The sequence below is a fragment of the Streptomyces sp. NPDC049585 genome, from assembly GCF_040675615.1.
GTDB lineage: Bacteria > Actinomycetota > Actinomycetes > Streptomycetales > Streptomycetaceae > Streptomyces > Streptomyces luteosporeus.
Genome location: NZ_JBFAPE010000004.1, coordinates 346,179 through 369,755, shown reverse-complemented (window position 1 = coordinate 369,755; position 23,577 = coordinate 346,179). Strand labels below are relative to the sequence as shown.

22 protein-coding genes and 2 pseudogenes are annotated in these 23,577 nt (G+C 73.4%); 11 read left to right on the top strand and 13 right to left on the bottom strand.

What is annotated here, in order from left to right; genetic code table 11:
* Positions 1-142 precede the first annotated feature (142 nt).
* The 6 genes from AB0K17_RS07530 to AB0K17_RS07505 all read right to left on the bottom strand — a co-directional run bounded on the left by AB0K17_RS07530 (position 143) and on the right by AB0K17_RS07505 (position 5,451).
* Positions 143-988 carry an aminoglycoside 6-adenylyltransferase gene (locus AB0K17_RS07530; RefSeq protein ID WP_365964503.1) on the bottom strand — a complete coding sequence of 282 codons (846 nt, stop codon included), beginning with the start codon at positions 986-988 and terminating at the stop codon, positions 143-145.
* 85 nt (positions 989-1,073) lie between these two features.
* Complete coding sequence (locus AB0K17_RS07525; protein WP_344433540.1) at positions 1,074-1,313, bottom strand: DUF397 domain-containing protein; 240 nt, start codon at positions 1,311-1,313, stop codon at positions 1,074-1,076.
* A gap of 77 nt (positions 1,314-1,390) precedes the next feature.
* Positions 1,391-2,557, bottom strand: coding sequence for a thiolase domain-containing protein (locus AB0K17_RS07520; protein ID WP_365982453.1), 1,167 nt, complete (start codon positions 2,555-2,557; stop codon positions 1,391-1,393).
* On the bottom strand, positions 2,554-3,636 hold the full coding sequence (locus AB0K17_RS07515) for a thiolase domain-containing protein (protein ID WP_365982452.1): 1,083 nt from the start codon (positions 3,634-3,636) through the stop codon (positions 2,554-2,556). The genes AB0K17_RS07520 and AB0K17_RS07515 overlap by 4 nt, the downstream gene beginning before the upstream one ends.
* A complete protein-coding gene (locus tag AB0K17_RS07510; RefSeq protein WP_365982450.1) occupies positions 3,633-4,619 on the bottom strand; it encodes an OB-fold domain-containing protein in 987 nt (328 codons plus the stop codon). The genes AB0K17_RS07515 and AB0K17_RS07510 overlap by 4 nt, the downstream gene beginning before the upstream one ends.
* 31 nt (positions 4,620-4,650) lie before the next feature.
* The gene (locus AB0K17_RS07505; protein WP_365982449.1) at positions 4,651-5,451 is read right to left on the bottom strand and encodes a crotonase/enoyl-CoA hydratase family protein; all 801 of its coding nucleotides are present in this window, start codon (positions 5,449-5,451) and stop codon (positions 4,651-4,653) included.
* A gap of 162 nt (positions 5,452-5,613) precedes the next feature.
* On the opposite strand from AB0K17_RS07505, the gene AB0K17_RS07500 reads away from it, so the two are divergent.
* Together AB0K17_RS07500 and AB0K17_RS07495 are read left to right on the top strand one after the other, a co-directional pair.
* Positions 5,614-7,260 carry an acyl-CoA synthetase gene (locus AB0K17_RS07500; protein ID WP_365982448.1) on the top strand — a complete coding sequence of 549 codons (1,647 nt, stop codon included), beginning with the start codon at positions 5,614-5,616 and terminating at the stop codon, positions 7,258-7,260.
* Between the two features lie 51 nt (positions 7,261-7,311).
* Positions 7,312-7,914, top strand: a complete 603-nt coding sequence (locus AB0K17_RS07495; RefSeq protein ID WP_365982447.1) for a PASTA domain-containing protein — start codon at positions 7,312-7,314, stop codon at positions 7,912-7,914.
* Positions 7,915-8,073: 159 nt separating this feature from the next.
* On the opposite strand, the gene AB0K17_RS07490 is transcribed toward AB0K17_RS07495, so the two are convergent.
* Entirely contained in the window at positions 8,074-8,514 is a 441-nt protein-coding gene (locus AB0K17_RS07490) for a hypothetical protein (RefSeq protein ID WP_365964510.1), read from the bottom strand.
* 81 nt (positions 8,515-8,595) lie between these two features.
* The gene (locus AB0K17_RS07485) at positions 8,596-9,540 is read right to left on the bottom strand and encodes an NADP-dependent oxidoreductase (RefSeq protein ID WP_365982445.1); all 945 of its coding nucleotides are present in this window, start codon (positions 9,538-9,540) and stop codon (positions 8,596-8,598) included.
* 132 nt (positions 9,541-9,672) lie between these two features.
* Here AB0K17_RS07485 and AB0K17_RS07480 point away from each other — a divergent pair, with 132 nt between their 5' ends.
* A complete protein-coding gene (locus AB0K17_RS07480) occupies positions 9,673-10,149 on the top strand; it encodes a MarR family transcriptional regulator (protein WP_365964512.1) in 477 nt (158 codons plus the stop codon).
* Positions 10,150-10,233: 84 nt separating this feature from the next.
* Here the strand turns inward: AB0K17_RS07480 and AB0K17_RS07475 are convergent.
* Positions 10,234-10,976: pseudogene (locus AB0K17_RS07475) on the bottom strand (GNAT family N-acetyltransferase); the annotation flags it as partial.
* A gap of 282 nt (positions 10,977-11,258) precedes the next feature.
* On the opposite strand from AB0K17_RS07475, the gene AB0K17_RS07470 reads away from it, so the two are divergent.
* The 4 genes from AB0K17_RS07470 to AB0K17_RS07455 are packed head-to-tail and all read left to right on the top strand — an operon-like array spanning position 11,259 to position 14,302.
* Positions 11,259-11,633, top strand: a complete 375-nt coding sequence (locus AB0K17_RS07470; RefSeq protein WP_365964513.1) for a hypothetical protein — start codon at positions 11,259-11,261, stop codon at positions 11,631-11,633.
* Positions 11,626-11,943, top strand: coding sequence for a hypothetical protein (locus AB0K17_RS07465; RefSeq protein ID WP_365964514.1), 318 nt, complete (start codon positions 11,626-11,628; stop codon positions 11,941-11,943). Before AB0K17_RS07470 ends, AB0K17_RS07465 begins: the two co-directional genes overlap by 8 nt.
* On the top strand, positions 11,922-13,028 hold the full coding sequence (locus tag AB0K17_RS07460; protein WP_365982444.1) for a radical SAM protein: 1,107 nt from the start codon (positions 11,922-11,924) through the stop codon (positions 13,026-13,028). The genes AB0K17_RS07465 and AB0K17_RS07460 overlap by 22 nt, the downstream gene beginning before the upstream one ends.
* Positions 13,025-14,302 carry a glycosyltransferase gene (locus AB0K17_RS07455; RefSeq protein WP_365982443.1) on the top strand — a complete coding sequence of 426 codons (1,278 nt, stop codon included), beginning with the start codon at positions 13,025-13,027 and terminating at the stop codon, positions 14,300-14,302. The genes AB0K17_RS07460 and AB0K17_RS07455 overlap by 4 nt, the downstream gene beginning before the upstream one ends.
* A 34-nt stretch (positions 14,303-14,336) precedes the next feature.
* Here the strand turns inward: AB0K17_RS07455 and AB0K17_RS07450 are convergent, their stop codons facing one another.
* Together AB0K17_RS07450 and AB0K17_RS07445 are read right to left on the bottom strand one after the other, a co-directional pair.
* The gene (locus AB0K17_RS07450) at positions 14,337-15,908 is read right to left on the bottom strand and encodes a heme peroxidase family protein (RefSeq protein WP_365964517.1); all 1,572 of its coding nucleotides are present in this window, start codon (positions 15,906-15,908) and stop codon (positions 14,337-14,339) included.
* Positions 15,909-16,171: 263 nt separating this feature from the next.
* The gene (locus AB0K17_RS07445; RefSeq protein ID WP_365982442.1) at positions 16,172-16,549 is read right to left on the bottom strand and encodes a hypothetical protein; all 378 of its coding nucleotides are present in this window, start codon (positions 16,547-16,549) and stop codon (positions 16,172-16,174) included.
* Positions 16,550-16,572: 23 nt separating this feature from the next.
* On the opposite strand from AB0K17_RS07445, the pseudogene AB0K17_RS07440 reads away from it, so the two are divergent.
* From AB0K17_RS07440 to paaK, 3 genes and pseudogenes are all read left to right on the top strand, one after another.
* Positions 16,573-16,815, top strand: a pseudogene (locus AB0K17_RS07440) (acyl-CoA synthetase); the annotation flags it as partial.
* A gap of 43 nt (positions 16,816-16,858) precedes the next feature.
* Entirely contained in the window at positions 16,859-17,476 is a 618-nt protein-coding gene (locus tag AB0K17_RS07435; RefSeq protein WP_365982441.1) for an alpha/beta hydrolase family protein, read from the top strand.
* 116 nt (positions 17,477-17,592) lie between these two features.
* Entirely contained in the window at positions 17,593-18,879 is a 1,287-nt protein-coding gene (gene paaK, locus AB0K17_RS07430; RefSeq protein ID WP_365982440.1) for a phenylacetate--CoA ligase PaaK, read from the top strand.
* Between the two features lie 8 nt (positions 18,880-18,887).
* Here paaK and AB0K17_RS07425 read toward each other — a convergent pair whose 3' ends face one another.
* Both AB0K17_RS07425 and AB0K17_RS07420 read right to left on the bottom strand, forming a co-directional pair.
* Positions 18,888-20,339, bottom strand: a complete 1,452-nt coding sequence (locus AB0K17_RS07425; protein ID WP_365982438.1) for a prolyl oligopeptidase family serine peptidase — start codon at positions 20,337-20,339, stop codon at positions 18,888-18,890.
* Between the two features lie 58 nt (positions 20,340-20,397).
* Complete coding sequence (locus AB0K17_RS07420) at positions 20,398-20,973, bottom strand: helix-turn-helix domain-containing protein (protein WP_365982437.1); 576 nt, start codon at positions 20,971-20,973, stop codon at positions 20,398-20,400.
* Positions 20,974-21,109: 136 nt separating this feature from the next.
* On the opposite strand from AB0K17_RS07420, the gene AB0K17_RS07415 reads away from it, so the two are divergent.
* Positions 21,110-23,572: a penicillin acylase family protein gene (locus AB0K17_RS07415; protein ID WP_365982436.1), complete on the top strand. Its 2,463-nt coding sequence runs from the start codon at positions 21,110-21,112 to the stop codon at positions 23,570-23,572.
* The last annotated feature ends 5 nt before the right edge of the window (positions 23,573-23,577 follow it).

Below are 23,577 nucleotides of genomic sequence, written 5' to 3'. Positions count from 1 at the left end.
AGCCAGCGACGGCCTGCAGTCGACGCGCCGGGGGCGAAGCGCGGCACCCCATCTGCGGGCGCGTCGTGGCTTGTCGCGCAGTTCCCCGCGCCCCTGACGGGGCGCCGTGGTGGCTGCGTGACGAAGATCCACCGGACACGCCCTAGAGCTGTGGGAGGGCGTCGAGTGCGGCGCGCACGGTGCGTTCCGCCGTGTCGGGGTACGGGAAGCCGTGGGCCGCGGCCACCTCGCCGGCCAGCTCGGCGAAGAGGCCGGCGGTCGCGCGGGCGGCGCGCAGCATGTCCGGCGCGGTGAAGGCGCCGAAGGTCTGCGGCAGGCGCTCCCATATGCCCGGCGCCGCCCACCGGCGCATGCGCGTGCCGCCGTACCAGACGTCGTGGTCGGGGCCGTAGCGCGTCAGGGCGTGCCACTCGATCATGGTTTCGAGCAGCTCCTTGGTGGTGCGGTCCCGGGAGGCGGCGACCCACAGCTCGCCGCGGGCCAGGTAGCGCGGCAGGTGCGCCGCCTCGAACCAGAACTCCTCGCACAGGTCGGCGAACTCTCCGGCTTCCGGCAGCGGTGCCGGTGCCCGCCCGGTGGGTGCGGGCAGGGCGGCGGCGGCCCCGTCGGGGTCGTGCAGCACCTCGTAGCCGCGTGCGTGCAGGTCGTCCAGGCCCTCCTCGGCCATCAGGGCCAGCCGGGCGAGAGGCACGATCTGGAAGTCGGCCTTCGTGCCGTCCTCGAAGATCACCAGCCGGGCCGGGTTGTCCCACGGGCCCTCCAGTCCGACCGAGACCAGCACCGGCCCGAACGCGCCGGCCCACTCGCCGGACTCCGCGTACGGCTGCGGGTCGGTGGTGTACAGCTCGATGTCGTGGTCGGAGACGGCGTCCGCCGTCCCGTCGCGCCGGGCGCGGGAGCCCGTGCGCAGCACGGCCCGCACGTCGTCCCGTGCCCGCGCCCACTCCACCACGCGCAGGACGATCTCTTCACCGGCCACGGATCCCATGCCGACGACCCTACGGGATCGCGCCGGCAGGCGCGGCGGCCCGTCAGGGGCGCCCAGATGTGGCAGAAGATGCGCCGGGCAGGCGCTACGTGAGGTCGAACTCGCCGTCGCGGGCGCTGAGGACGAAGGCGCGCCACTCCCCCGGTGAGAAGATCACCGCCGGGACGCCCGGGTCCCGGCGGTCGCGCATGGCGACGAAGCCGTCGACGAAGGCGATCTGGACGTTGCTGCGCCGGCCCTGGCCGCTCGACTGCCAGGCGGCCCCGGCGAGGTCGAGCTGGGGCCGTGCGTCGCCTGCCAGTTGTTCAGTCGTGCTCTCCGCCACGTCCGCACTCCTCCCGGCTCGTCGTCCGCTCCACACTAGCGAGCCGTGCGGGTGCCGCACAGGCCGCGCGTGCCGCTTCAGGTCGTGGGGGCATCGGCGCCCACCAGCCACATGGCGAAGAACTGTGCGCCGCCGCCGTAGGCGTGGCCGAGTGCGCGGCGGGCGCCGGGCACTTGGTGCTCGCCGGCGCGGCCGCGGACCTGCAGGGCCGCCTCGGCGAAGCGCAGCATGCCGGAGGCGCCGATGGGGTTGGTGGAGAGCACGCCGCCGGAGGGGTTGACGGGCAGCTCGCCGTCGAAGGCGGTGGCCCCGCCGGCGGTGAGCTTCCATCCCTCGCCCTCGGGCGCGAGGCCCAGGTTCTCCAGCCACATCGGCTCGTACCAGCTGAAGGGGACGTACAGTTCGGCGACGTCGATCTGCCGGCGGGGGTCGGTGATGCCGGCCTGCCGGTAGACGTCCGCGGCGCAGTCGCGGCCGGCGCGGGGCGAGACGAAGTCCTTGCCGGGGAAGAGGGTGGGCTCGCTGCGCAGGGCGCCGCCGTGCACCCAGGCGGGCGGGTGGGGGGCGCGGGCGGCGCCTGTGCGGTCGGTGAGCACCATCGCGCAGGCCCCGTCGGAGGACGGGCAGGTCTCGGCGTAGCGGACGGGGTCCCACAGCATCGGGGAGGCGAGGACCTTCTCCAGGGTGATGTCGTGCTCGTGGAGGTGGGCGAAGGGGTTGCGCAAGGCGTTGCGGCGGTCCTTGAGGGCCACCTGCGCGCCGATGTCGGCGGGGGCGCCGGTGCGGCGGATGTAGGCGCGCACGTGCGGGGCGAAGAAGCCACCGGCGCCTGCCAGCAGGGGCGGCTGGAAGGGCACCGGCAGGGACAGGCCCCACATTGCGTTGGACTCCGACTGTTTCTCGAAGGCGACGGCGAGGACGGTGCGGTGGACGCGGGCGGCGACCAGGTTCGCGGCGACGAGGGCGGTGGAGCCGCCGACGGAGCCGGCGGTGTGCACGCGCAGGACGGGTTTGCCGGCGGCGCCGAGGGCGTCGGCGAGGTGGAGCTCGGGCATCATGACGCCCTCGAAGAAGTCGGGGGCCTTGCCGATGACGACGGCCTCGACGTCGGACCAGGTGAGGGCTGCGTCGTCGAGGGCGCGGACGGCGGCCTCGCGGACGAGTCCGGCGAGCGAGACGTCGCGGCGGGCCGCGGCGTGGCGGGTCTGGCCGACGCCGGTGACGGCAACGGGTTCCTTGCTCACGGCCGCTCCCCCTCCCCTTCGAGGACGGCGACGAGGTTGTGCTGCAGGCACGGCCCGGAGGTGGCGTGCGCGAGCGCCCGGTCCGCCTCGCCGCGGTGGACGCGGGCGGCCGCCTCGCCGATGCGGACGAGGCCGGTGGCCATCACGGGGTTGGCGCCCAAGGCCCCGCCGGAGGGGTTGACGTCGATGTCGTCGGCGAGAGACAGCACGTGGCGCAGGATCACCTCCTGGTGGCTGAACGGTGCGTGCAGCTCGGCGATGTCGACGGGGGCGTCGAAGGCGCCGGCGTGCCGGGCGGCGAGCCGGGTGGAGGGCGAGTCGGTCAGGTCGCGCACGCCGAGGGCCTGTGGCTCGATGCGGTGGTCGATGCCGCGGATCCAGGCGGGGCGTGGGCACATCCGCCGGGCGGTGGCGCCCTCGGCGAGGACGAGGGCGGCGGCGCCGTCGTCGGCGGGGGCGCAGTCGGCGGGGCGCAGGGGCTCGACGACGTACTCCGCGGCGTCGTCGCCGGCCTCGGGCGCGGGGCGGGGGGCGATGTGCGGGTTGGTGCGGGCGGCGGTGCGGTTGCGGGCGGCGACGGCGGCGAGCTGCGCCTCGTCGGTGCGGCCGGCGTCGATGAGGGCGCGGGCCTGCAGGGCGGCCAGGGCGACGGAGTCGGGCCACAGGGGGGCGACGTAGTACGGGTCGAGCTGGCGGCCGAGGACGTCGCGCAGCGGGCCGGCGGAGGGCTTGCCGTGGGCGTACACCAGGGCGGTGTCGGCCTCGCCGGTGAGGATCTTCACCCATGCCTCGTACAGCGCCCATGCGCCGTCGGTCTCGACGTGGGACTCGGCGACGGGCGGCCAGGCGCCGACGGCGTCGAGGGTGAGGGTGAAGGAGAAGGGGCGGCCGGCGAGATAGTCGCTGGAGGCCGAGCAGGTGAAGTCGGCCTCGCCGGGGCCCAGTCCGGCCGCGCCGAGGGCCTCGGTCAGGACGGGCAGCAGCAGTTCGGCCTCGGACAGCTCGGGGACGGCGCCGCGGTGCCGGCTCTGGGCGAAGGCGACGACGGCGACGTGGCGGTCGTAGGGGTACGGCGTCACAGCAGCCCCTTGTAGGTCTCGTACGCGGCGTCGGGCTCGCCGGTGGGCCGGTAGTGGTCGGGGTGGCGGCCCTCGCCGCTCCAGACGGCCTCGACGCGCAGGCCCATGCGGACCTCGTCGCAGGGGATGCCGGCGATGCGGCCGTGGAGGGCGAGGTCGGCGCCGTCGAGGGCGATGTGGGCGTAGACGTAGGGCACGTCGACGGGCAGGTTCTGCGCCTTGATGTTGACCACGCAGAAGGTGGTGACGGTGCCGCGGGGGCCGACCTCGACCGCCTCGGTGGTGGCCACGCCGCAGGTGGGGCAGGCGCCGCGGGGCGGCACGACGACCTTGCGGCAGGCGGGGCAGCGTTCGCCGAGGATCCGGTGCGCGGCGAGGGCCTGCAGATGACGGCTCTGGGCGCGGCCGGGGCTGTAGGTGTAGGCGAGGCGGGCGGGGGCGGTGATGGTGGTGACGGGGTCGGGAAAGGCCCCGTCGTGCGGGCGGGGCACGGTCCGGGCCCCGCCCGGGTGGTGGTCGCGGGGGTCCTCGCCGTGCGCCTCGCAGGCCTCGAAGCAGGCGATGTCGGTGATCGCGCCGGTGCGGTGCGCGGCCCAGCGGATGCGGACGCGCAGGCCGGTGCGGACGGCGTGCGGGCCGGGGGCGTCGAGGGCGTGCAGCAGGGCGGTGTCGGCGCCGTCGAGGCGCACCAGCGCCCAGGCGAAGGGGGTGGCCAGGGGCTGGCCGGGGCGGGGGGCGGGGTTCCAGGCCCAGGTGGTGACGGTGCCGGTGGGGGGTACTTCGACAAATGCGCCGAGGTCGCCGAGCTCCTCGGCGGTGTCCGGGTCGTACTCCACCGGCGGCACCAGGACCCGGCCGGCGGGGGTGCGCACGCCCAGGACGGTGCGTTCGCGCAGGCCGGTGAGGAAGGCGCGCTGGACGGGGCCGAGGGAGCGGGTGAAGGGGAACTGCACGACGAGGGGCGCGGTGAGGTGGTCGGGCACGGCCGTTGCCCTCCTTCTCTCGGGTGCGCGCTCAGGCGCGCCGGTAGGCGGCGGGGCGCTTCTCGGCGAAGGCGCGGGCGCCTTCCTTCGCATCATCGGTGTCGAAGACGGGCCGGCCGTGGTCGAGTTCGAGGGCGAGGGCCTCGGGCTCGGGCAGGCCCTCGGCGGCGAGGACGGACGCCTTGACGGCCTCGACGGCGAGCGGGGCGTTGGCGTTGACGAGTGCGGCGGTCTCCAGGGCGTGGTCGAGGGCGGTGCCGTCGGGGACGACGTGTCCGACGAGCCCGATGCGCTCGGCCTCCTCGGCGGTGTACGGGCGCCCGGTGAGCAGCATCTCCAGGGCGTGGGTGCGCGGGATCTGGCGGGGCAGGCGGACGGTCGAGCCGCCGATGGGGAACAGCCCGCGGCGGACCTCGAAGAGGCCGAAGACGGCGCTGCGGGCGGCGATGCGGATGTCGGTGCCCTGCAGGATCTCGGTGCCGCCGGCCACGCAGGGCCCCTCGACGGCGGCGATGACGGGCTTGCGGGGCCGGTGGTGGCGCAGCATCGCCTTCCAGTGCAGGTCGGGGTCGGCGCGGAAGCGGGCCCGGACGGCGTCGTCGGCGGAGCCGGCGCCGGCGAGGGCCTTGAGGTCCATGCCGGAGCAGAAGGCGCCGCCGGCGCCGGTGAGCACGACGGAGCGCACGGAGTCGTCGGCGTCGGCTTCCAGCCAGCCGTCGTACAGGCCGGCCAGCATGGGCAGCGAGAGCGCGTTGCGGGCCTCGGGCCGGTCGAGGGTGAGCACGAGGGTCGCGCCGACGCGCTCGACGGTGAGGTGTGCGGTGCCGGTCATGTCTCCTCCCGGTCCGTTGAACCGTGTCCGTGGAGCGTGTCCGTGGAGCGTGTCCGTCAGGGTGCAGGAGGCGGGGGCCGGGTTCAATAGTTTTCTGACAGGACGTCAGATTCTTTGCCCGCCGCCCTTTCCGCCCGCCGCAGGCGGCGCTGTAATGACCGCGTGGACTACAACCTCGCCGATCTCCTCGAATCGGTCGCGGGCGCGGTACCCCGCCGGCCGGCCCTGGTCCACCTCGACCACCCGGGCAGCGGTGCCCGGCGCGCCCTGACCTACGCCGAACTCGACGCGGCCGCCGACCGGCTCGCCCACCACCTCCGGGCCGCCGGCGTGCGGCCGGGCGAGCACGTGGGCCTGCACCTGTACAACGGCGTCGAGTACGTGCAGACGCTGCTGGCCTGCCTGAAGGCCCGGGCCGTGCCCGTCAACGTCAACTACCGCTACGTCGAGGACGAGCTGGCCTACCTCTACCGGGACGCGGACCTGGTGGCACTGGTCTTCGACGGCGCGTTCACCGGGCGCGTGGCCGCGGCGCTGCCGCGCTCCGGCGGACGACTGCGGCACCTGGTGCGCGTGGGCGAGGCGCCCCGCGGCGCGCCGGAACCCGGCATCGCGCCGGTGCCGTTCGCCGACGCCGAGGCGGCAGCCCCGGACGGGGGCGGGTTCGGCCCGCGCTCCGGCGACGACCGCTTCATCATCTACACCGGCGGCACCACCGGCATGCCCAAGGGCGTGGTGTGGCGGCAGGAGGACCTGTTCTTCTCCGGGCTCGGCGGCGGCTCCCCCACCGGCACACCCGTCCGGCGGCCCGGGGAACTGGCCGTGCGGGCCGTCGCCGCCGGCGAAGGCCTGGTGTTCTTCCCCACGGCACCGCTGATGCACGGCACCTCCACGCTCACCGCCCTCATCGCACTCGCACTCGGGCAGAAGGTGGTGCTGCACCGCAAGTTCGTGCCCGAGGAGGTGCTGCGCACCGTCGCGCAAGAACGCGTCACCAACCTCTCCCTGGTCGGGGACGCCATGCTGCGCCCGCTGACGGACGCGCTGGCCGGACCGCTGCGGGGCACCGACTGCTCGTCCCTGAGCAGCGTCAGCAGCTCGGGGGCGATCCTCTCGCAGACCGTGCGCGAGCAGTTCACCGCACTGCTGCCGGGCGTGCGCCTGGTCAACAACTTCGGCTCCTCCGAATCGGGCTTCAACGGCACCGCCACCGAGGACTCCGGCCCCCGGCGCGGCTTCCGCCTGCGCGTGAACTCCCGTACGGCCGTCGTCGACCCGGCGACGCGCCGCCCTGTCGGCCCCGGCGGCACGGGCCGCCTCGCCCAGCGCGGCCACGTACCGCTCGGCTACCACAACGACCCCGCCCGCAGCGCCGAGACGTTCTTCACCCTCGACGGGGAACGCTGGGTGCTCCTCGGCGACCTGGCCACGGTCGGCGCGGACGGCGTGGTCACCGTCCTCGGACGCGGCTCGCAGTGCATCAACACCGGCGGGGAGAAGGTCTTCCCGGAAGAGGTCGAGGAGGCCCTCAAGGCCCACCCGGCGGTGTACGACGCCCTGGTCGCGGGCATCCCGGACGCGCGCTGGGGCCAGGCGGTGGCCGCAGTGGTCCAGCCCCGCACCGACACCGAACCCCCCACCCTGGCCACCCTCCAGGCCCACTGCCGCACCCGCCTGGCCGGCTACAAGGTGCCCCGCACCCTGGTCGTCACCGACACCATCCACCGCTCCCCCTCGGGCAAGGCGGACTACCGATGGGCGAGAGCGGTGGCGGAGGCCTCGAGGCGCTCGGGGACCCGCGACGCGTGAGGCGACGCCTACGGCATGCTGTTCCTCCACCGAGAACGACATGGGGGGACCATGCCCAGGCACACCACCACGATGACGGCCCTCGCCACGGCCGCCGCCTTGCTGACGCTCACCGCCTGCGATCCGGACACGACCGGCAGCGGCGGCAAGCCGTCCGCCCCGCGGACCGCCGCCAGGACCGCGACGCTCCCCAACATGAACGGCAAGGGCCTCCAGTCCGCCCAGGACCAGGCACAAGCCGCCGGCTTCTCCGACCTGACCTCGCACGACGCCCTCGGCCGCGGCCGCATGCAGGCCCTCGACCGCAACTGGAAGGTCTGCACCCAGACCCCGAAGCCGGGCGAGCACCCGACGAACACGAAAGTCGACTTCGGAGCGGTCAAACTCGACGAGACCTGCCCTGCCATGGACGAGGGCACCACCCCCGGGGCCACCGCCGGAACCACGATGCCCGACTTCAAGGGCACATCCGTGAAGGCCGCCCGCACGGCCCTGCCCGGCAACACGAGCCTCACCGTCAAGGACTCCACCGGCAACCGCATGATCGTGGTCGAGTCGAACTGGCAGGTGTGCTCCCAGCAACCCGCCCCGGGCACGAAACTCGACGGCCGGCCGGTGTCGCTCACGGCGGTGAAGTTCGGGGAGTCCTGCTGATCGGCGTCCTCCACCCCAGCGGGGGCACGACCCCGCGCCCGGGGCCGGCACGGCAGGGCAAGCGCGAGGCCACCGGCACGAGCAGCTCGCCACGACTTCACGGGACAGGACGCGGCACCACGGCGCGGTCCCTTCCGCCGCAACCACCGCCGGGCACCATCAGCCGCAGTCGCCGCCGCCCCACACGGCGGCAGGCCTGTAAGCCATCAAAACGATGAGCAGCGCGAACGGGATCGCCACGACGTTGAACCACACGCTCACGTACGCGAGCAGACCTCGCCTCGTCGACCACAGCCCCCTCCCGCAACGCCGGCGCACACCCTTGGCAGCCAGGACGCACAGGACGACCGCGGCCGCACCGAGGCCAAGGCCGGCCCAAGCGGCGACGTATTCCGTCAGCGGAGTCGGCGTCCGCACGGCCGTGCAGGGCACCGACTGGTCCATGCGGTGCCCGTCGGCGACCTTCGCGTACCAGGCGCAGACCGGGCCGAGGGCGGTGAAGACCGGCACCAGCAGGGTCTGAAGCGCCGGACGGGGAGGGACGGGCCACGGCGAGGTGGCCTCGTCGGGTGCGGGGGCGGAGGGGGTGGTCGTCAGCACCGGGTCAGCCTATGCGGGGGTGTCACCTGCTGGTTCGGGGTGGGTGACGGCCGCCACCGATGCCGGCGGCACGACACGCTGTCAGGGTATGAGGACCGTCTTGCCCTTGGCACGGCCGGCCTCGGCGAGCCGATGAGCCGTGGCTGCGTCCGCCAGGGAAACCTCCCGTCCGACGTGGACGCGCAGCTTCCCCGCCTCGGCCAGCTCGCCGAGGCTCTCCAGGTCCGGGCCGGAGGGCTGGACGAACACCGCCTCGAAGCGAACGCCGTACTGCTCGGCCTCCTCGGCGGTCATCCCCGGATGGTGACCGACCGTGGTGACGAGCAGGCCGCCGGGCCGGAGCGTGCGCACGGACCGGGAGGCGTACTCGCCGCCGACCAGGTCGAGCACGACGTCCACCGGGCCGGCCGCGGTCGTGAAGTCCGTCGTCGTGTAGTCGATCACCTCGTCCGCGCCCAGCGACGTCACGAACGCGTGGTTGTCCGACCGTGCCGTGGCAATGACACGGGCGCCACGGGCCTTGGCGATCTGCACGGCGAGATGACCGACCCCGCCGGCCGCCGCGTGGATCAGCACGCGCTGCCCGGCCTCGATCCGGGCGATGCCCACCAGCGCCTGCCAGGCCGTCAGTCCGGCCAGTGGCAGGGCGCCGGCCTCCGCCGCCGTGAGCGCGGCGGGCTTGAGGGCGAGTTGCCCGGCCGGGGCCACGACGTACTCGGCGTAGGCACCCGCGGCCTCCGGGAACCGCGGCATGCCGTACACCTCGGCACCCACCTCGAAGCGGGTGACTCCCTCGCCCACCGCCACGACCTCGCCCGCGACGTCCCAGCCCAGGGCGAAGGGCGGCTCGGCGAAGAGAGGGAAGCGCCCGGCGCGGACGGCCGAGTCGACCGGGTTCACGCCCGCCGCGCGCACCCGGACCAGCACCTCGCCGGGGCCGGCCTGCGGGCGCTCGGCCTGCGTGCCGTGCAGCACTTCCGGGCCGCCGAAGGAACGCTGCGTGATCGCAAACATCTGAGGTGCCATGGGATTCGACTCTCCAAAAGCTAGCGAGCTGAGTTGATTGACGCGAGGAATATCGCTGAAGCAAATAACTACAGGCAGATATTCCTCATGTCAACTATCCGCGCATCAAGCGTCTCGGGTAGGATCGGTGCCGTGGACACCGAGGAACTCTTCACCGACCCCCGCCTCACGGCGATGGGGCTCCTACTGGAAGCCCATACCGGACTCAACGCCAAGCTGCAGCCCGTGCTCGACGAGAACGGCGTGTCGTCACTGGACCTCAACGCCCTGATGCGGCTGAGCCGCTCCCCCGGGCAACGCCTGCGTCTGAGCGACCTGGCCGCCCAGACGTCCCTGTCCACCAGCGGCATCACGCGGCTCGTCGACCGGCTGCAGCGCGCCGGCCTGGTGCGCCGCGAGTCCTTCCCCGGAGACCGCCGCAGCACCTACGCGGTACTGACCGACGAGGGCGCCGACCGGCTCGTACGGCTCCTGCCGGACTACCTGGCCACGATCGAACGCTGGTACACCGGCCTGCTGACGCCCGGTCAGCTCCCGGACTTCCTCGCGTGCCTGCGCATCCTCCGTGACAGCGTGCATCCCGAGGCGACCGCGGGCCATGAGGAATGACACCGCTCGCCACCCGCCGGGGCGAGCCGGTTCGGCGCCGGCGGCGCCTGCTTCTGTGACATCACGGCGCTGATCGCCGAGCGGTCAGAACCAGTGCAGGCAGTGCGGGGTGCGGTCGGCGCAGAAGAGGGCGTCGGCGAGGGTGGCGGCGCCCGGGTGGTGGGCCCGGATGTGTCCGGCGCGTACGAGCGTGCTGGGGGCGGTGCCACCGAGGTGGACCGAGCCCAGGTCGCTCACGTCCAGGGACAGATCGGGCTCCCGGTCCGCCGGGACGCAGCCGGCCCTGCCGTCGCGGACGGTCAGCAGGTAGCGGCCGCGTTCGCCGAGGAACGGGTCGTCGACGTCGAGGACGAGCTCGCCGTCACTGAACCAGCCGCGGGCGGTCAACGCCCGAGGGACGTCCAGCAGCCGCATCCACAGCCTCGGTCGTAGACCTCCTCCAGGATCTCGCCGCACTCGGCACGCCGCAGCAGCTCGACTGAGCCCGTGTCCGGTGCCGTCGCCGGGGCGCCGGCCGCTCCCCGCGCCCGGGAACGGCGAAGGCCGCCTGGTGACGCGGCACCGTCAGCCGCTGCGTGCAGGTCGCCGGTCCATAGCCGAACCTGCCCGCAGATCGGCGCCTCGGAGGCCAGCAGTACGGAGAGAAACTCGCCTCGCGCCCGCAGCTCGGTGAGCTGATGCCGCATCATCGCGCTGAGCACGCCCTGGCGTCGGTGCGAGGGCAAAGCGCCGACGAAACTCACCCCCGCGGCCGGGGTGAGGATCTCACCGGGCAGGGTGAGCTCGAAGGAGTACGCCCCGGCGGTGCCGACGGGCCGCCCGTCCGCCGGCGGGATGCCGGGGGCGGGGCGCGGCCCTACGGTGCCGCAGGGGCGCTGGGTGCCTTGTTGCTGTCGTCGGAGTCGACGGTCACCGGCACCGGCACCGGCGCCGGCTGACCACCATCGCACAGCCGGGCGTCGCTCCGGCAGGGCACCGGGCCGATCGGCGCAGTACAGGTGTGCCGAATTGCAGCAAAACGACCTTCGGTCAACACTTTGCGTATGGACGGTGACGCGAAGAGTTACCCGTACTCGATGGGGGACGACCCGAGGAAGCGGAGGCGGTCCATGCCCGGACAGGACGACGAGGGAACCCCCGTCACCAGCGAGGAGATCGAATCCTTCGCCAGCCGGCTGTCGGACTGGAGTGAGTCGCTCTCTGCCGGCGAGCGCTCGCTCGCCCAGGTGCTGCTCCAGTACGCGCGGGATCTCCGGCCCGAGGACGTCCGCCGCCAGCAGCTGGCCACCGAGCTGGACGAGGCGGCACGCGCCGCCGTCGCCTCCATCAAGGCGCGCTGGAGCGAGGCGGCCGAGGGACGCGACGTGTGGGTCGAGATCGGACCCATCTGGCAAAAGGCCAACCCTCGTGAGGGCCGCGAGGAGTGGGAGATCGTCCAGTGGACGTACACGCGGCCGGAGAAGTGGACGCCGCCCTATGCCTGACGACATCGCGGGGCTCGGCGGACCCGGCGCCCCCACCGGCGAAGACCCCGCCGACGGCGACTTCACCGCGGCGCTGAGCGGCTTCGCGTCCGGGCTCTCCCCGACGGATCACGCCATTCTCGTCGCGGCGCTGAACGCCGCGACGGGGCCGTGGGAGCGCATGGCAGCCCGTCCCGCGGGGGAGCTCCTGGCACCGCAGGACGCCCGCCTGGTGGAGCGGCTGGCGGAGCGGGCCCGCTCGCAGGCGGGTCAGACCGGTCAGGCTGGTCAGGTCGGTCAGGAGGGTCAGTGGGGCGATACCTCGGCCTGATCGTCAAGGCGACGCGGCTGTGCAACCTGCGCTGCGCGTACTGCCACGACTGGCGGAGCGGACCGAATCAGACAATGAGTTTCCCGGTGCTCGCCCGACTGACCGACCGGGCGCTCGCCGATCCCTCCCATGACGCGGTCGAGTTCATCTGGCACGGCGGTGAGCCGACCGTGCTGCCCCGCCTATTCTACGAACGGGCGGTGTACGTGCAGGCCCGGCTGCGCCGGCCCGGGCAGGTGATCCGCAACTCGCTGCAGACCAACGGCACGCGGATCGACCCGGAATGGGCCCGTTTCTTCCGCGACTTCCAGTTCCGGGTCAGTGTGAGCCTGGACGGGCCGCCCGCGGTGCACGACCGGTACCGCCGCTACGTCTCCGGGCGGCCCTCCTTCGACGACGTGCGGCGCGGCCTGGACGTCCTGCGGGACAACGGCGTACCGCTCAGCGTGCTCATGGTCATCGACAGGTCGGCGCTCGAGCTGGGGCCCGACGCGATCTTCGACTTCTTCCTCCGCGAGGGGATCACCCACTACGGCCTGCTGGCCGCCAAGCCGACGAACCAGCCCGACGCACCGCCCGGCACGACGACGTCGCACTACGTGACACCGGCGGAGATGAGCCGGTTCCTCCAGGCGTACTTCGACCGCTGGCTGGCCCATGGCGACCGCTCCATCCGTGTCAGGGAGTTCGACGGCCTGCTGAACCGCCTGTCGGGGCGCAGCGCCGGGGTGTGCACGCTCGCCGGCGACTGTTTCGGTCGCTACTACCTGGTGGAGCCGGACGGCGAGGTGGCGCACTGCGACCTGTTCCTCGGCGATCCCGCCTACACCGTGGGCAACGTTCTCAGCGACTCGTTCGCCTCATTCCGACAGGGGCCGGTGCTGGTCCGGCTCCGGGACTCGAACGAGCGCGCGCTCACTTCGCTCCGGGACTGCCCCGATTTCGGCGTGTGCAACGGGTGGTGTCCGCACGAACGGTACATCGCGGCGCGGCACGATCCCGGGTTCACCGAAAACTGCTGCGGACTGAGCGGTCTCATCGCGCACATGCGCGAGCGCCTGCGGGTCGCCGCGCCGGTGCCGTGAAGGTCCTGCTCGGGCCGGCGCACGAACTGCACGTCGGGGTGCACGGCTCCCTGGTCGCGGCGCCGCCTCCCGGCGTCTCCTACGTCCGGTGCCCGTACACGCTCCACTTCCGCCCCGACCGCGACGCCCGCCATCCGTTCTCCCCGCTGCACGATCCGGCCGTCTCGGAGTGGGTGCGGTTCACCGGTGTGCCCGCCGGTACAGCGGTCGTGCACTCGTCCCGGCTGCCGGTCCGGTCACCACTGCCGTGGGTGGTGGACGCCGATTCCCTGCTGACGCCGCTCCGGGTCGGGCGGTTCTTCGCCCTGGGCGCCGCCGCCCGCGGCGACCCGCCGTTCCCCGACCCGCCCGCGGTGGCTCGCCGGGAGGCCGCGATGGCGGCACGGTACGCCGACCGACGCTGCGCACGGCTGCTCTTCCGTACCGAGTACGCCCGCCGGATGTTCCTCGACCACCTGTCGCACGGCGGGCACCGGCCGGAGACCGTGGAGACGCTGGCCGGCAAGTCCGAGGCGGTCTACCCCGCGGTGCCGGCGGCGGCCCCGCGCGAACGGCGCGCCGGCCCGGTGTGCGTGCTGTACATGGGCAGGACGGCACTGGACAAGGGGGCCGAGGTGGCCGCCGAGGTCTTCCTGCAGCTTCGGGAGCGCCACGGCTCCGCAGTCCGGCCGGTCTTCCTCGGGCCCTGCCCCGCCGTCCTCGCCAGCCGGCTTGCCGCGGCGGGGGTGGAGCTGGTGCCGGTACTGCCGCGCACCGATTATCTGGAGCGGCTGCGCCGGGCCCACGTCTTCCTCTCCCCCACCTCGTTCGAGAGCTTCGGTATGGGTCTGCTGGAAGCCGCCGCGGCGGGCCTGGCCGTCGTCTGTCCGGCCGGTCCGGGCATGGAGCACATCGGCGAGCTGTTCACCGCCGGCGAGAACGCCCTGTTCGTCACGGACACCGGCCCGCCGGCACGTCAGGTCGCCATGTTCACTGCCGCCGTGTCGGCTCTGATCCGCGACGAACCGCTGCGGCGGCGCCTGTCCATGAACAACCACGCGCTCACCAGTCGCGGGAAGCTGTCCGTCCGGCGGCGTGACGAACGGCTCGGCGCCGTGTACGCGCACGCCGCCGCGCTCGGCGCCAGCACCCTCAGCGACGCGGACAGGACTCGCGCCAGGACTGAAGCCGAGAGCGAGTGCGACCGGCCGGTCACGACGTGGGCGGAGGAGGTCTGTCACTGGGCAGGGCAGCACTGTGCCGCCCGCATCGGCGGCCGGGTCGTCGCGAGGTGAAACGGCGCCACCGCCCCGTCGAGCGGCACGCCGGTCAGGCAAGCGGGGCCCGTGCCCGGGCGCCGAAGCCGGTGAACCTGATCAGGTCCGCCATGGTGAAGTCGCCCGCTCGGGCGCTCGGCAGGACCGGCTGCCATCCCGGGGCGTTGCCGAGGTACGACGACGGATCGGCCGCGAGCATGCCGGCGAAGACCTCGGCGACGATCCGGGAGCCGACCGTGCCCAGCGTCCGTCCGGCGTCGTGCAGTTCCGCCTCGCGGAGCACGTAGTACCACAGCGGGGCCGGACCGCCGTCCGGCAGGTCCAGGTCCTCGTCGTCGAGCGGCTCGATGCCCATGGCCAGCGCGACGTGCTGCCCGCAAGGCAGTCCCAGCCGGGCGCCGCGGGTGAGGTTGCGCCGGGCGAGGTCGGTGATCTCGCCGCCCGCCAGCGCCGGCGGCAGGGCGCGCAGCGGTGCGGCCAGGTACCGGTCGATCCTGCGGGCGTACTGGAAGCCGTCCGATTCGGCCAGGTGGAAGAAGCGGCCCCAGTCGATCTGCCAGCCGGCGGGGAGCCGTCGGAATCCGCCGAGGTGCTGTGGTTCGTGCTGCGTGCCGGCCGGCGGGCCGGGGCTGAGGACCGGCAGTGGTCCGACGGTGGCGTTCAGCCGGTAGGCCGGGCGTACGAGCGAGTGCCCGAACCGATAGGCCGCGACGGCGAACTCGACCGGCATGAAGATCTGGTGCCGCCAGGCGAAGAAGCGGAGCCTGACCTGCTCGACGGGATCGCCCTGCGGGACGAGGGGCTCCTGGCGCAGGACGTCCTTGTAGGTGACAGCGTCGACGATCCGCTTGAGGAAGTCGTGGACCACGACCCACTGGTAATGCCACCGTACGAGCCGCCGGGCGCAGTCGAAGACCTCCTCGCCGGCCCTGCGGTGCCGGGCGTACTCGCTCCCGTCGCCGGCAGTCAGCCAGTCGCACACCCTGTTGTGGAAGAGCATGAAGGTGAGCTGGAGCTGGCTGAGGATAACGTTCTCGTCGTTCCGGGGGTCGCCGATGAGCGCCACGCCGCGCGGGTCGCGCGGCAGATCGAGCTCGCCCCTGCCCTCGCCCTTCGGGGTGCCGACGACGAACCTGGGCGGGCCGGCATCCGGTGTCCGCTGGTACAGGTACGGCTGGTCCACCGGGCCCCGTCCGTAGACCGAGTCCAGATCGAAGCACGGGGTGCGGAAGTTGACGAGCGCGTCGGGGTCGTTCTGCCGCTGGAGACTGGAGGTGGGGTCGAACGTGATGTCGTGGTCGATGAACTGACCCAGGTAGGTGTAGCCGGCCGGGATTCGTCCGTCGAGCCCGTCACCGGCGGGCTCCGCCATGCGCGCGGCGATGGCGTCGATGCGCGCGCCGTCCGGGAGGTACGGATCGAGTCTGTCGAACATTCGGCCGAACAGTCCGGTGGGGAGACGGGATTCCGGTACGTAGCCCAGGCCGCGCGTCACATGGGCGTGGTTGCGGATCGGCGAGGCCGGCGGGCCGAGGCCTTCCCCGCCCCCGGCCATGTCGACGGCGGTCTGGCCCGGGTCGCGCACGTCCCCGTTCACTTCCCCGTCCCGGGGTACTCGCGTCATTTCGGCAGCCTTCCGCGGGGATGGCGTCTCGGCGGATCAGCCGATGCTATGCCGCGGGCGCCGGGCCCCGGCCACGGCGCGACGGTCACGGGCACGCCGTCACCCGGCCGGCGGCCGGCAGTGACGTGAAAGCGACGGGCCGCCCGGCTTCCGGACAGCGACTGCCGCCCGGCGCCGGAGGGATGCCCGTGGCGATCAGCAGGCGCCGCACGGGCGCCGTTGTGACGTTCACCAGCGTCGATCACACGGCATCAGCGATGAGTTCACGCGAGTGTCGATCGCGCGGTTTCGTGGAACTCCACGTACTCGATGGTCGCGCCCCCGGGGTGCCGCACGGTCAGGTTGCGGCCGGTGGGGACGTCGTTGGGTCCGTCGAGGATCCGGCCGCCGTGTGCCTCGGTGATGTGCAGGACGTGGTCGAGGGAGTCGACGATCGTGGTGGCGTGGGTGCCGCGGTACGGGGCGAGGGCTTCTTCCGAACCTGCGAGCAGCAGGTAGCCGCCGACGCTCGCCAGTTCCAGGTCCCGGTAGGTGAACCGGAGTCGCGGCTGCTCCCCCGTGAGCTCGACGAAGGTGGGCAGGGCCGCGTCCAGGTCGTCGACGGAGACGCGGGCGAGGGTGGCGAGCACGGACACGGTCATCTCCCACCTGGACGGTCGACAAGGTCGCCGGCATCCCCGACGCGCGCTGGGGCCAGGCCGTGGCCGCAGTGGTCCAACCCCGCACCGGCGCCGCACCCCCCACCCTCGCCGCCCTCCAGGCCCACTGCCGCACCTGCCTGGCCGGTTACAAGGTGCCCCGCACCCTGGTCCTCACCGACACCATCCACCGCTCCCCCTCGGGCAAGGCGGACTACCGCTGGGCACGATCGGTGGCCGCCGGGGGCGCCGGGCTCCCCGAGGGCTGACAGGAGGGCTGCCGACGGAAGCCACTCCGCTACCGTGCCGGCCATGACGCATTTCGTACTGGTGGCAGGTGCACGGCTCGGGGCGTGGGCGTGGGACGAGGTGGTGCCGCACCTGCGGGCAGCGGGCCATGGCGCCCACCCCCTGACGCTGTCCGGACTCGCCGAGAAGCAGGGTGTGCCGGCCGGACAGCAGACACACGTCCGGGACATCGTCGACGAGATCGAGGGCAAGGAACTGCGCGACGTCGTCCTGGTCGGTCACAGTTACGCGGGTACTCCGATGTCCCGGTCGACGGCCGGTCGTTCGTCTCCGCCTGGCCGGACGGCGGTGAGACACGGAGGCTTCTGGCCGGTGGCACCCGCAGCCCATTACGCCGGCCAAGGGCTCACCGACGAGCAGATCGCCCGGATCGTGGCCGGCTCGACCCCGCACCCGGGCGCCTCCTTGACCGAACCGGCCGTGATGGCACGCCCGCTCGGCGAGCTCCCGGCCACGTACATCCACTGCCTGCTCGACGACGCCGCGCTCGGAGAGGACGTGGCCCTGCTGCTGGCGACCGGCACGCGATGGCGGCTGGTGGAGATGGACACGGGCCACTGGCCGATGTTCTCCCGGCCGCGCGAACTGGCGCGCATTCTCCTCGACGCGGCAGGGGAATGACGGCAATCCCTGCTGCCAGGACGTGCGGACCTTGACGTGCGAGCCGCCGAGCTGGTTCCGTCGGTCCGGACGACAGACCGAATGATCGGTCGGGGGCTTCTGGTCGAGGGGGACGCATGCAGGATCCGACGACGCGGCCCGACGCCGCGGAGCGCATGACGCGGCCGGAGCTCGCGGCCCTGCAGTTGCGGCGGCTGCGGCAGACCCTGCAGCACGCGTACGACAACGTGCCCTTCCACCGGGCGGCGTTCGACGCCGTCGGCGTGCGCCCGGAGGGCTGCCGTACGCTCGCCGACCTCGCGCGGTTCCCGTTCACCACCAAGGCGGATCTGCGCACCCACTACCCGTGGGGCATGTTCGCCGTCGAGCGCTCGCGGCTGCGCCGCCTGCACGCCTCCAGCGGCACCACCGGCGCCCCCACCGTCGTCGGCTACACCGACCGCGACCTGGACACCTGGTCCGAGGTGGTGGCCCGGTCGCTGCGGGCGGCCGGTGCGCGCCCGGGCGACACGGTCCACGTCGCCTACGGGTACGGGTTGTTCACCGGCGGCCTGGGCGCCCACTACGGCGCCGAGCGGCTCGGCTGCACCGTGATCCCGGCCTCCGGGGGCATGACCGCCCGCCAGGTGCGGCTCATCACCGACCTGCAGCCGCAGATCATCATGGTGACGCCCACGTACATGCTCACCCTGCTGGACGAGTTCGAGCGCCAGGGCATCGACCCGCGCTCCACCTCGCTGCGCACCGGTGTCTTCGGGGCCGAGCCCTGGACGCAGGAGATGCGCCGGGAGATCGAGGAGCGCTTCGCGATCGACGCGGTCGACATCTACGGCCTGTCCGAGGTCATGGGCCCGGGCGTGGCGCAGGAGAGCGTGGCGACGAAGGACGGCCCGCACATCTGGGAGGACCACTTCTACCCGGAGGTCGTCGATCCCGTGACGGGCGAGGTGCTGCCCGAGGGCGCGGAGGGCGAGCTGGTGTTCACCTCGCTCACCAAGGAGGCCATGCCGGTGGTGCGCTACCGCACCCGCGACCTGACCCGGCTGCTGCCCGGCACCCTGGGCCCGTTCCGGCGCATGGCCCGCATCACCGGCCGGTGCGACGACATGATCGTGCTGCGCGGGGTCAACCTCTTCCCCTCGCAGATCGAGGAGCTGGTGCTGACCGTCCCGGGCCTGTCCCCGCACTTCCAGCTGCGCCTGACCCGCGAGGGCCGGCTGGACCGGCTTGCCGTCCGCGTCGAGGCCCGGCCCGGCACGGCCCCGGACCGGCGCGCCGCCGCGGCCGGCGAGCTGATACGCAGGGTGAAGGAGGGCATCGGGGTGTCGGTGGAGGTGGAGGTCATCGACCCGGAGTCGCTGGAGCGGTCGGTGGGGAAGCTGAAGCGCATCGTCCGTGAGTAAGCGGTCGCTCACGGGATCAGCAGCCCCCACCACACCGCCCAGAGCGTGAAACCGGCGGTCGTGGCCAGGGTCAGCAGCGTCCGAAAGCGCCACGCCCGGCCCATCGTTCGCCGCTCCCGCCACGCCGTCGCCGCCGTGACCGCGGCCAGCACGAGCAGACCGACTGCGAGCCCCTGCAGCAGCAGCCAGGTCACCGGGCGTCCGGCCAGTACGGGTGAGGCCGTCGCGTCGCCCGCCGCGAGGACGGCGAGCGGGCAGAGCAGGGCGCCCGCGACCTCGACGACGCCCAGTCCGGCCAGCCACCGCAGCAGGACCGCGCTGCGGGGCGAGGCCGGGTGGGTGCGCCGGCGCCCGCCGAGCCGGCGCAGGAGTCCGCCCGCCGGGTGGGCGGCGAAGCCCAGGAGGAGCAGTGCGGGGGCGAGCCAGGCGTACCGTCCCCCGGCGACAGGGGTGCTCGCGATCGGCTGCAGCGGGGCGGTGGCCGCACGGGAGACCGGCGGGCGGTCGGCGGCGACCTCGCCCACCCAGGAGGTCATGGTGGCGGCATAGCCGGGAGGGAGGTCGCCCAGGCGTTTGCCGTGGTGGAGAGGGCCTCCGATGCGGTCGAACCCATCGGATGTGCGGTGTCCGTTGTGTGCGGCGCCGGGGACGAAGCCGATGACGGTGTGCTGGTTGCCGGCTGCGGCGAGGGTACGCCGGAAGGTCTGTGCGCTCTCCCGTGGCGGTACCTGGTTGTCGTACTGGCCCCACAGGGCGAGCACCGGGGTGTGCTGCAGGCGTTGCAGTGCGGGCAGCGGGTCGTAGTCCGCTGCCGGGAAGACGCCCAGGGAGGCGGTGAGTCCGGCGGCCGGCCCGGCGACGGCCTTGGGGAAGTGCCCGGTGATGCCGCGGTGCCGCAAGTGGGTGTCGAGGTTCCAGGTCTGGGTGCGCAGCGGGGAGTACCCGGAGCCGCCGATGGTGATGACGAAGGCGACGTCGGAGGAACGGGAGGCGGCCAGCGGCGCCACCCAGCCGCCCTCGCTGAACCCCCACAGTCCCACGTGGCGCGGGTCCACGCCCGCGCGGCCGCGCAGCAGCCGCACGCCGGCGAGGGCGTCCTCGGCCAGCAGGCCGAAGTCCCGGTGCATCGTGGAGTAGCCGGTCGTCCGCTTGTCGTGGACGAGCGTGGTGATCCCTGCGCGGGCGAAGGCCTCGGCTTCCTGCCGGTACTCCTCCCGGGGGCCGGCGCCCGAGCCGCCGATCAGGACGATGCCCGGCCGTGCGCCGCGGGCCGTGGCGGAGGTGAGGACGGTTCCGTGCAGGGTGAGGCCACCGCCACCCGTGAAGGAGACCTCCTCGCGGACCAGGCCGTCGCCGTCGGCGCGGGCCGGGGCCGCCGGCAGGAGAACGATGCCCGCGGCCAACGCGAGGGCAAGGGTGAGCAGGCGTATGAGGGGCAGGGGTCTGATCGGGAGCAGCACGCGGCGCTCTCCCTTCCACGGCGTGGCGATAGAGGGAATGCAGGGAATGGGGGTGACGTCAGTCGGTCTCGGGCAGGCCGAGCAGGCGGACGAGGACCGCGCGCGTACCGGGCTGCGGATCCCGCTGGGATGCGGATGCGGGCGCGGGTGCGGAGTAGCGCTGGAGCAGCGCAACGTACTCCTCGAAGAACTCCGCGAGCCGGGCGGGGTCCACGCGCAGGGTGGCGCGGGAGAAGATGGCGGCGTCCGCCCAGGGGCCGAGGGTGTCGCGGGCGTTCTCGAACTTCCTGGCCTCCTCGACGAGTTCGGCCAGGTTGAGCCGGTGCATCTGTGTCAGCGCCTCCCGCATGGCGGGGCTCTGGCGGCTGTACGGCGGGTACCTGCGGTCGCCGGGCACGGCCCGCCACCACCGCTCCCGGCCCCTGGCCAGCTCGGGCACCTCCTCGATGAACCCGTGCTCGGCCATCCGGCGCAGGTGATAGCTGGTCAGTCCGGTGCTCTCGCCGAGTTCGCGGGCGAGGGACGCGGAGTTGGCCGGGCCCTTGCGCAGGCATTGTTCGATCTTCTGCCGCATGGGGTGGGCGAGCACCCTGAGGGCCTCGACGTCGTTGATCTCCTGGGGACCGGGTGCCATGGCAGGGAACCCTAGGAGTTGCAAAGAGCCTTTGCAAGAGCTTCTTGCAACTCCTTGATCGTCCCGCGCAACCCTGGGACGGGCTGCCCGCGTCACGATGGTCACCAACCGTTCCTTCTCCCACAGGAGGATCCACGTGACTGTCCGTCACCGCTTACGCGCGCTGACGCTCACGGGCCTGGCCCTGCTCACCGGCGCCGGCAGCGCCCTGCCCGCGGCGGCCGCGCCGGGGGCCGGTTCCGCGGCGCACCGGCCCTCCGGGGGCGGGCTGTCCGCCGTCATCCGCTACACCGAGTACGGAATTCCGCACATCACCGGCAAGGACTACGCCTCCCTCGGCTTCGGCGAGGGCTGGGCGCAGGCCGCCGACAACGTATGCGTCCTCGCAAGCGGATTCGTCACCCTGCGCGGCGAGCGCTCGCTGACCTTCGGAGCCGACGGCGCGCCCGACCACGACCTGTCCTCGGCGAGCGACAACCTCTCCAGCGACCTGTTCTTCCGCGGCCTGAACGACGCGCGCACCGTCGAGGGGCTGCTCGCCACCCCCGCCCCGGTCGGCCCCAGCCACCAGGCCAAGGAGCTGATGCGCGGCTGGGCGGCGGGCTACAACGCCTGGCTGAAGCAGAACCGCATCTCCGACCCCGCCTGCCGCGGCAAGGACTGGGTCCGCCCGGTCGGCACCCTCGACGTCGCCCGCCGCGGTTATGCGATCACCGTGCTCAGCGGCCAGGGGCTGATGGCCGACGGCATCACCGGCGCCCGCCCGCCGGCCCCGGGCACCTCGGGCACCTCGGGCGGCCCTGCGCCGCGGGCCGCGGCGGGCCCGGCCGCCACGACGCCCGGTGCGGCGTCGGCGGCCGTGCGGGGGCTCCTGCACCGCGACGACATGGGCTCCAACGCCGTCGCCTTCTCCGGCTCGGTCACCGCCGACGGGCGCGGCCTGCTGCTGGGCAACCCGCACTATCCGTGGGCGGGCGGCCGCCGCTTCTGGCAGTCGCAGCTGACCATCCCCGGCGAACTCGACGTCTCCGGGGCCTCGCTGCTCGGTCTGCCCATCACCTCCATCGGCCACAACAGCGGCATGGCGTGGAGCCACACGGTCTCCACGGGCACCCCGCTCGGCCTGTACGAGCTGCGGCTCGCGCCCGGCGACCCGACCTCCTACCTCGTCGACGGCAAGGCCGAGCGCATGCGGCAGCGCACCGTCACCGTCGAGGTGCGCGGCAAGGACGGCACGCCGCAGACCGTCCGGCGGACCCAGTGGCAGACCCGCTTCGGGCCCGTCGTGGGCCGGCTCGCCACGGCAATGCCGCTGCCGTGGACGGCTACCTCGGCGTACGTCCTGATCGACCCCAACGCGGCCAATCTCCGTTTCACCGACGCCTCGCTGGCCCTGAGCAAGGCGCACAGCGTGCGCGACGCCCGGGCCGCACTCGGCCGCGTCCAGGGCCTGCCCTGGGTCAACACGGTCGCCGCCGACTCCGGCGGGCACAGCCTCTACACCCAGGCGCAGGTGCTGCCGCGCGTCACCGACGAGCTCGCCGCCCGCTGCTCCACGCCCCTGGGCAAGGAGCTGATGGCCTCCGACGGCCTGGCCGTCCTCGACGGCTCGCGCGGCGCGTGCGCGCTCGGCAAGGACGCCGACGCCCTGCAGCCCGGCATCTTCGGGCCCTCGGCGATGCCCACCCTGCTGGACGCCCCCTACGCCGAGAACTCCAACGACAGCCCCTGGCTGGCCAACGCCGACCGGCCGCTCACCGGCTACCCGCGCGTCTTCGGCGACACCGGCACCGCGCGCTCCCTGCGCACCCGCGGCGGACTGCAGGACGTCGCCGCCATGGCCGCGCGCGGCCGGCTGACGGTGGAGGACCTGCAGAAGCAGCAGTTCGCCGAGCGGGTGCCCGCCGGTGACCTGGCCGCCGCGGACGCCGCGAAGGCGTGCGCCGCGCTGCCGGGCGGCACGGCCACCGGCAGCACCGGCCGGTCCGTCGACGTGTCGGCCGCCTGCGGCGTCCTGGCACGCTGGGACCGCACCGCGACCACCGGCAGCCGGGGCGCCCTGCTCTTCGACCGCTTCTGGCACGCGCTGAACTCCGACCCCAAGGCGAAGGTGTGGCGCGTGCCCTTCTCCGCCTCCGCACCGGTGACCACCCCGAACACGCTCGACACCGGCGATGCGGCCTTCGCCCGCGCGCTGGCCGACGCCGTCACCGAACTGCGGTCCGCCGGCGTGGCACTGGACGCGCCCCTGGGCGAGCACCAGTACGTCGAGCGGGGCGGCAAGCGCATCGCCGTGCCCGGCGGCGGCAACGAGATCGGTGTCTGGAACGTCGTCGAGGCCCGGTGGAACGCCGCCCGCGGCGCCTACGACGACGTACGGATGGGCACCAGCTACCTGCAGGCGGTCGGCTTCGACGGCAAGGGCTGCCCCGTGGCCCGTACGCTGCTCACCTACAGCCAGTCCACCGACCCCACCTCGCCGCACCACAGCGACCAGACCGAGCTGTTCTCCTCGGGCCGCATGGTGCAGGGGCGCTTCTGCGAGAAGGACATCCTCGCCTCGCCCGCCCTGCGCACGGTACGGGTCGCCGAGCACTGACCCGT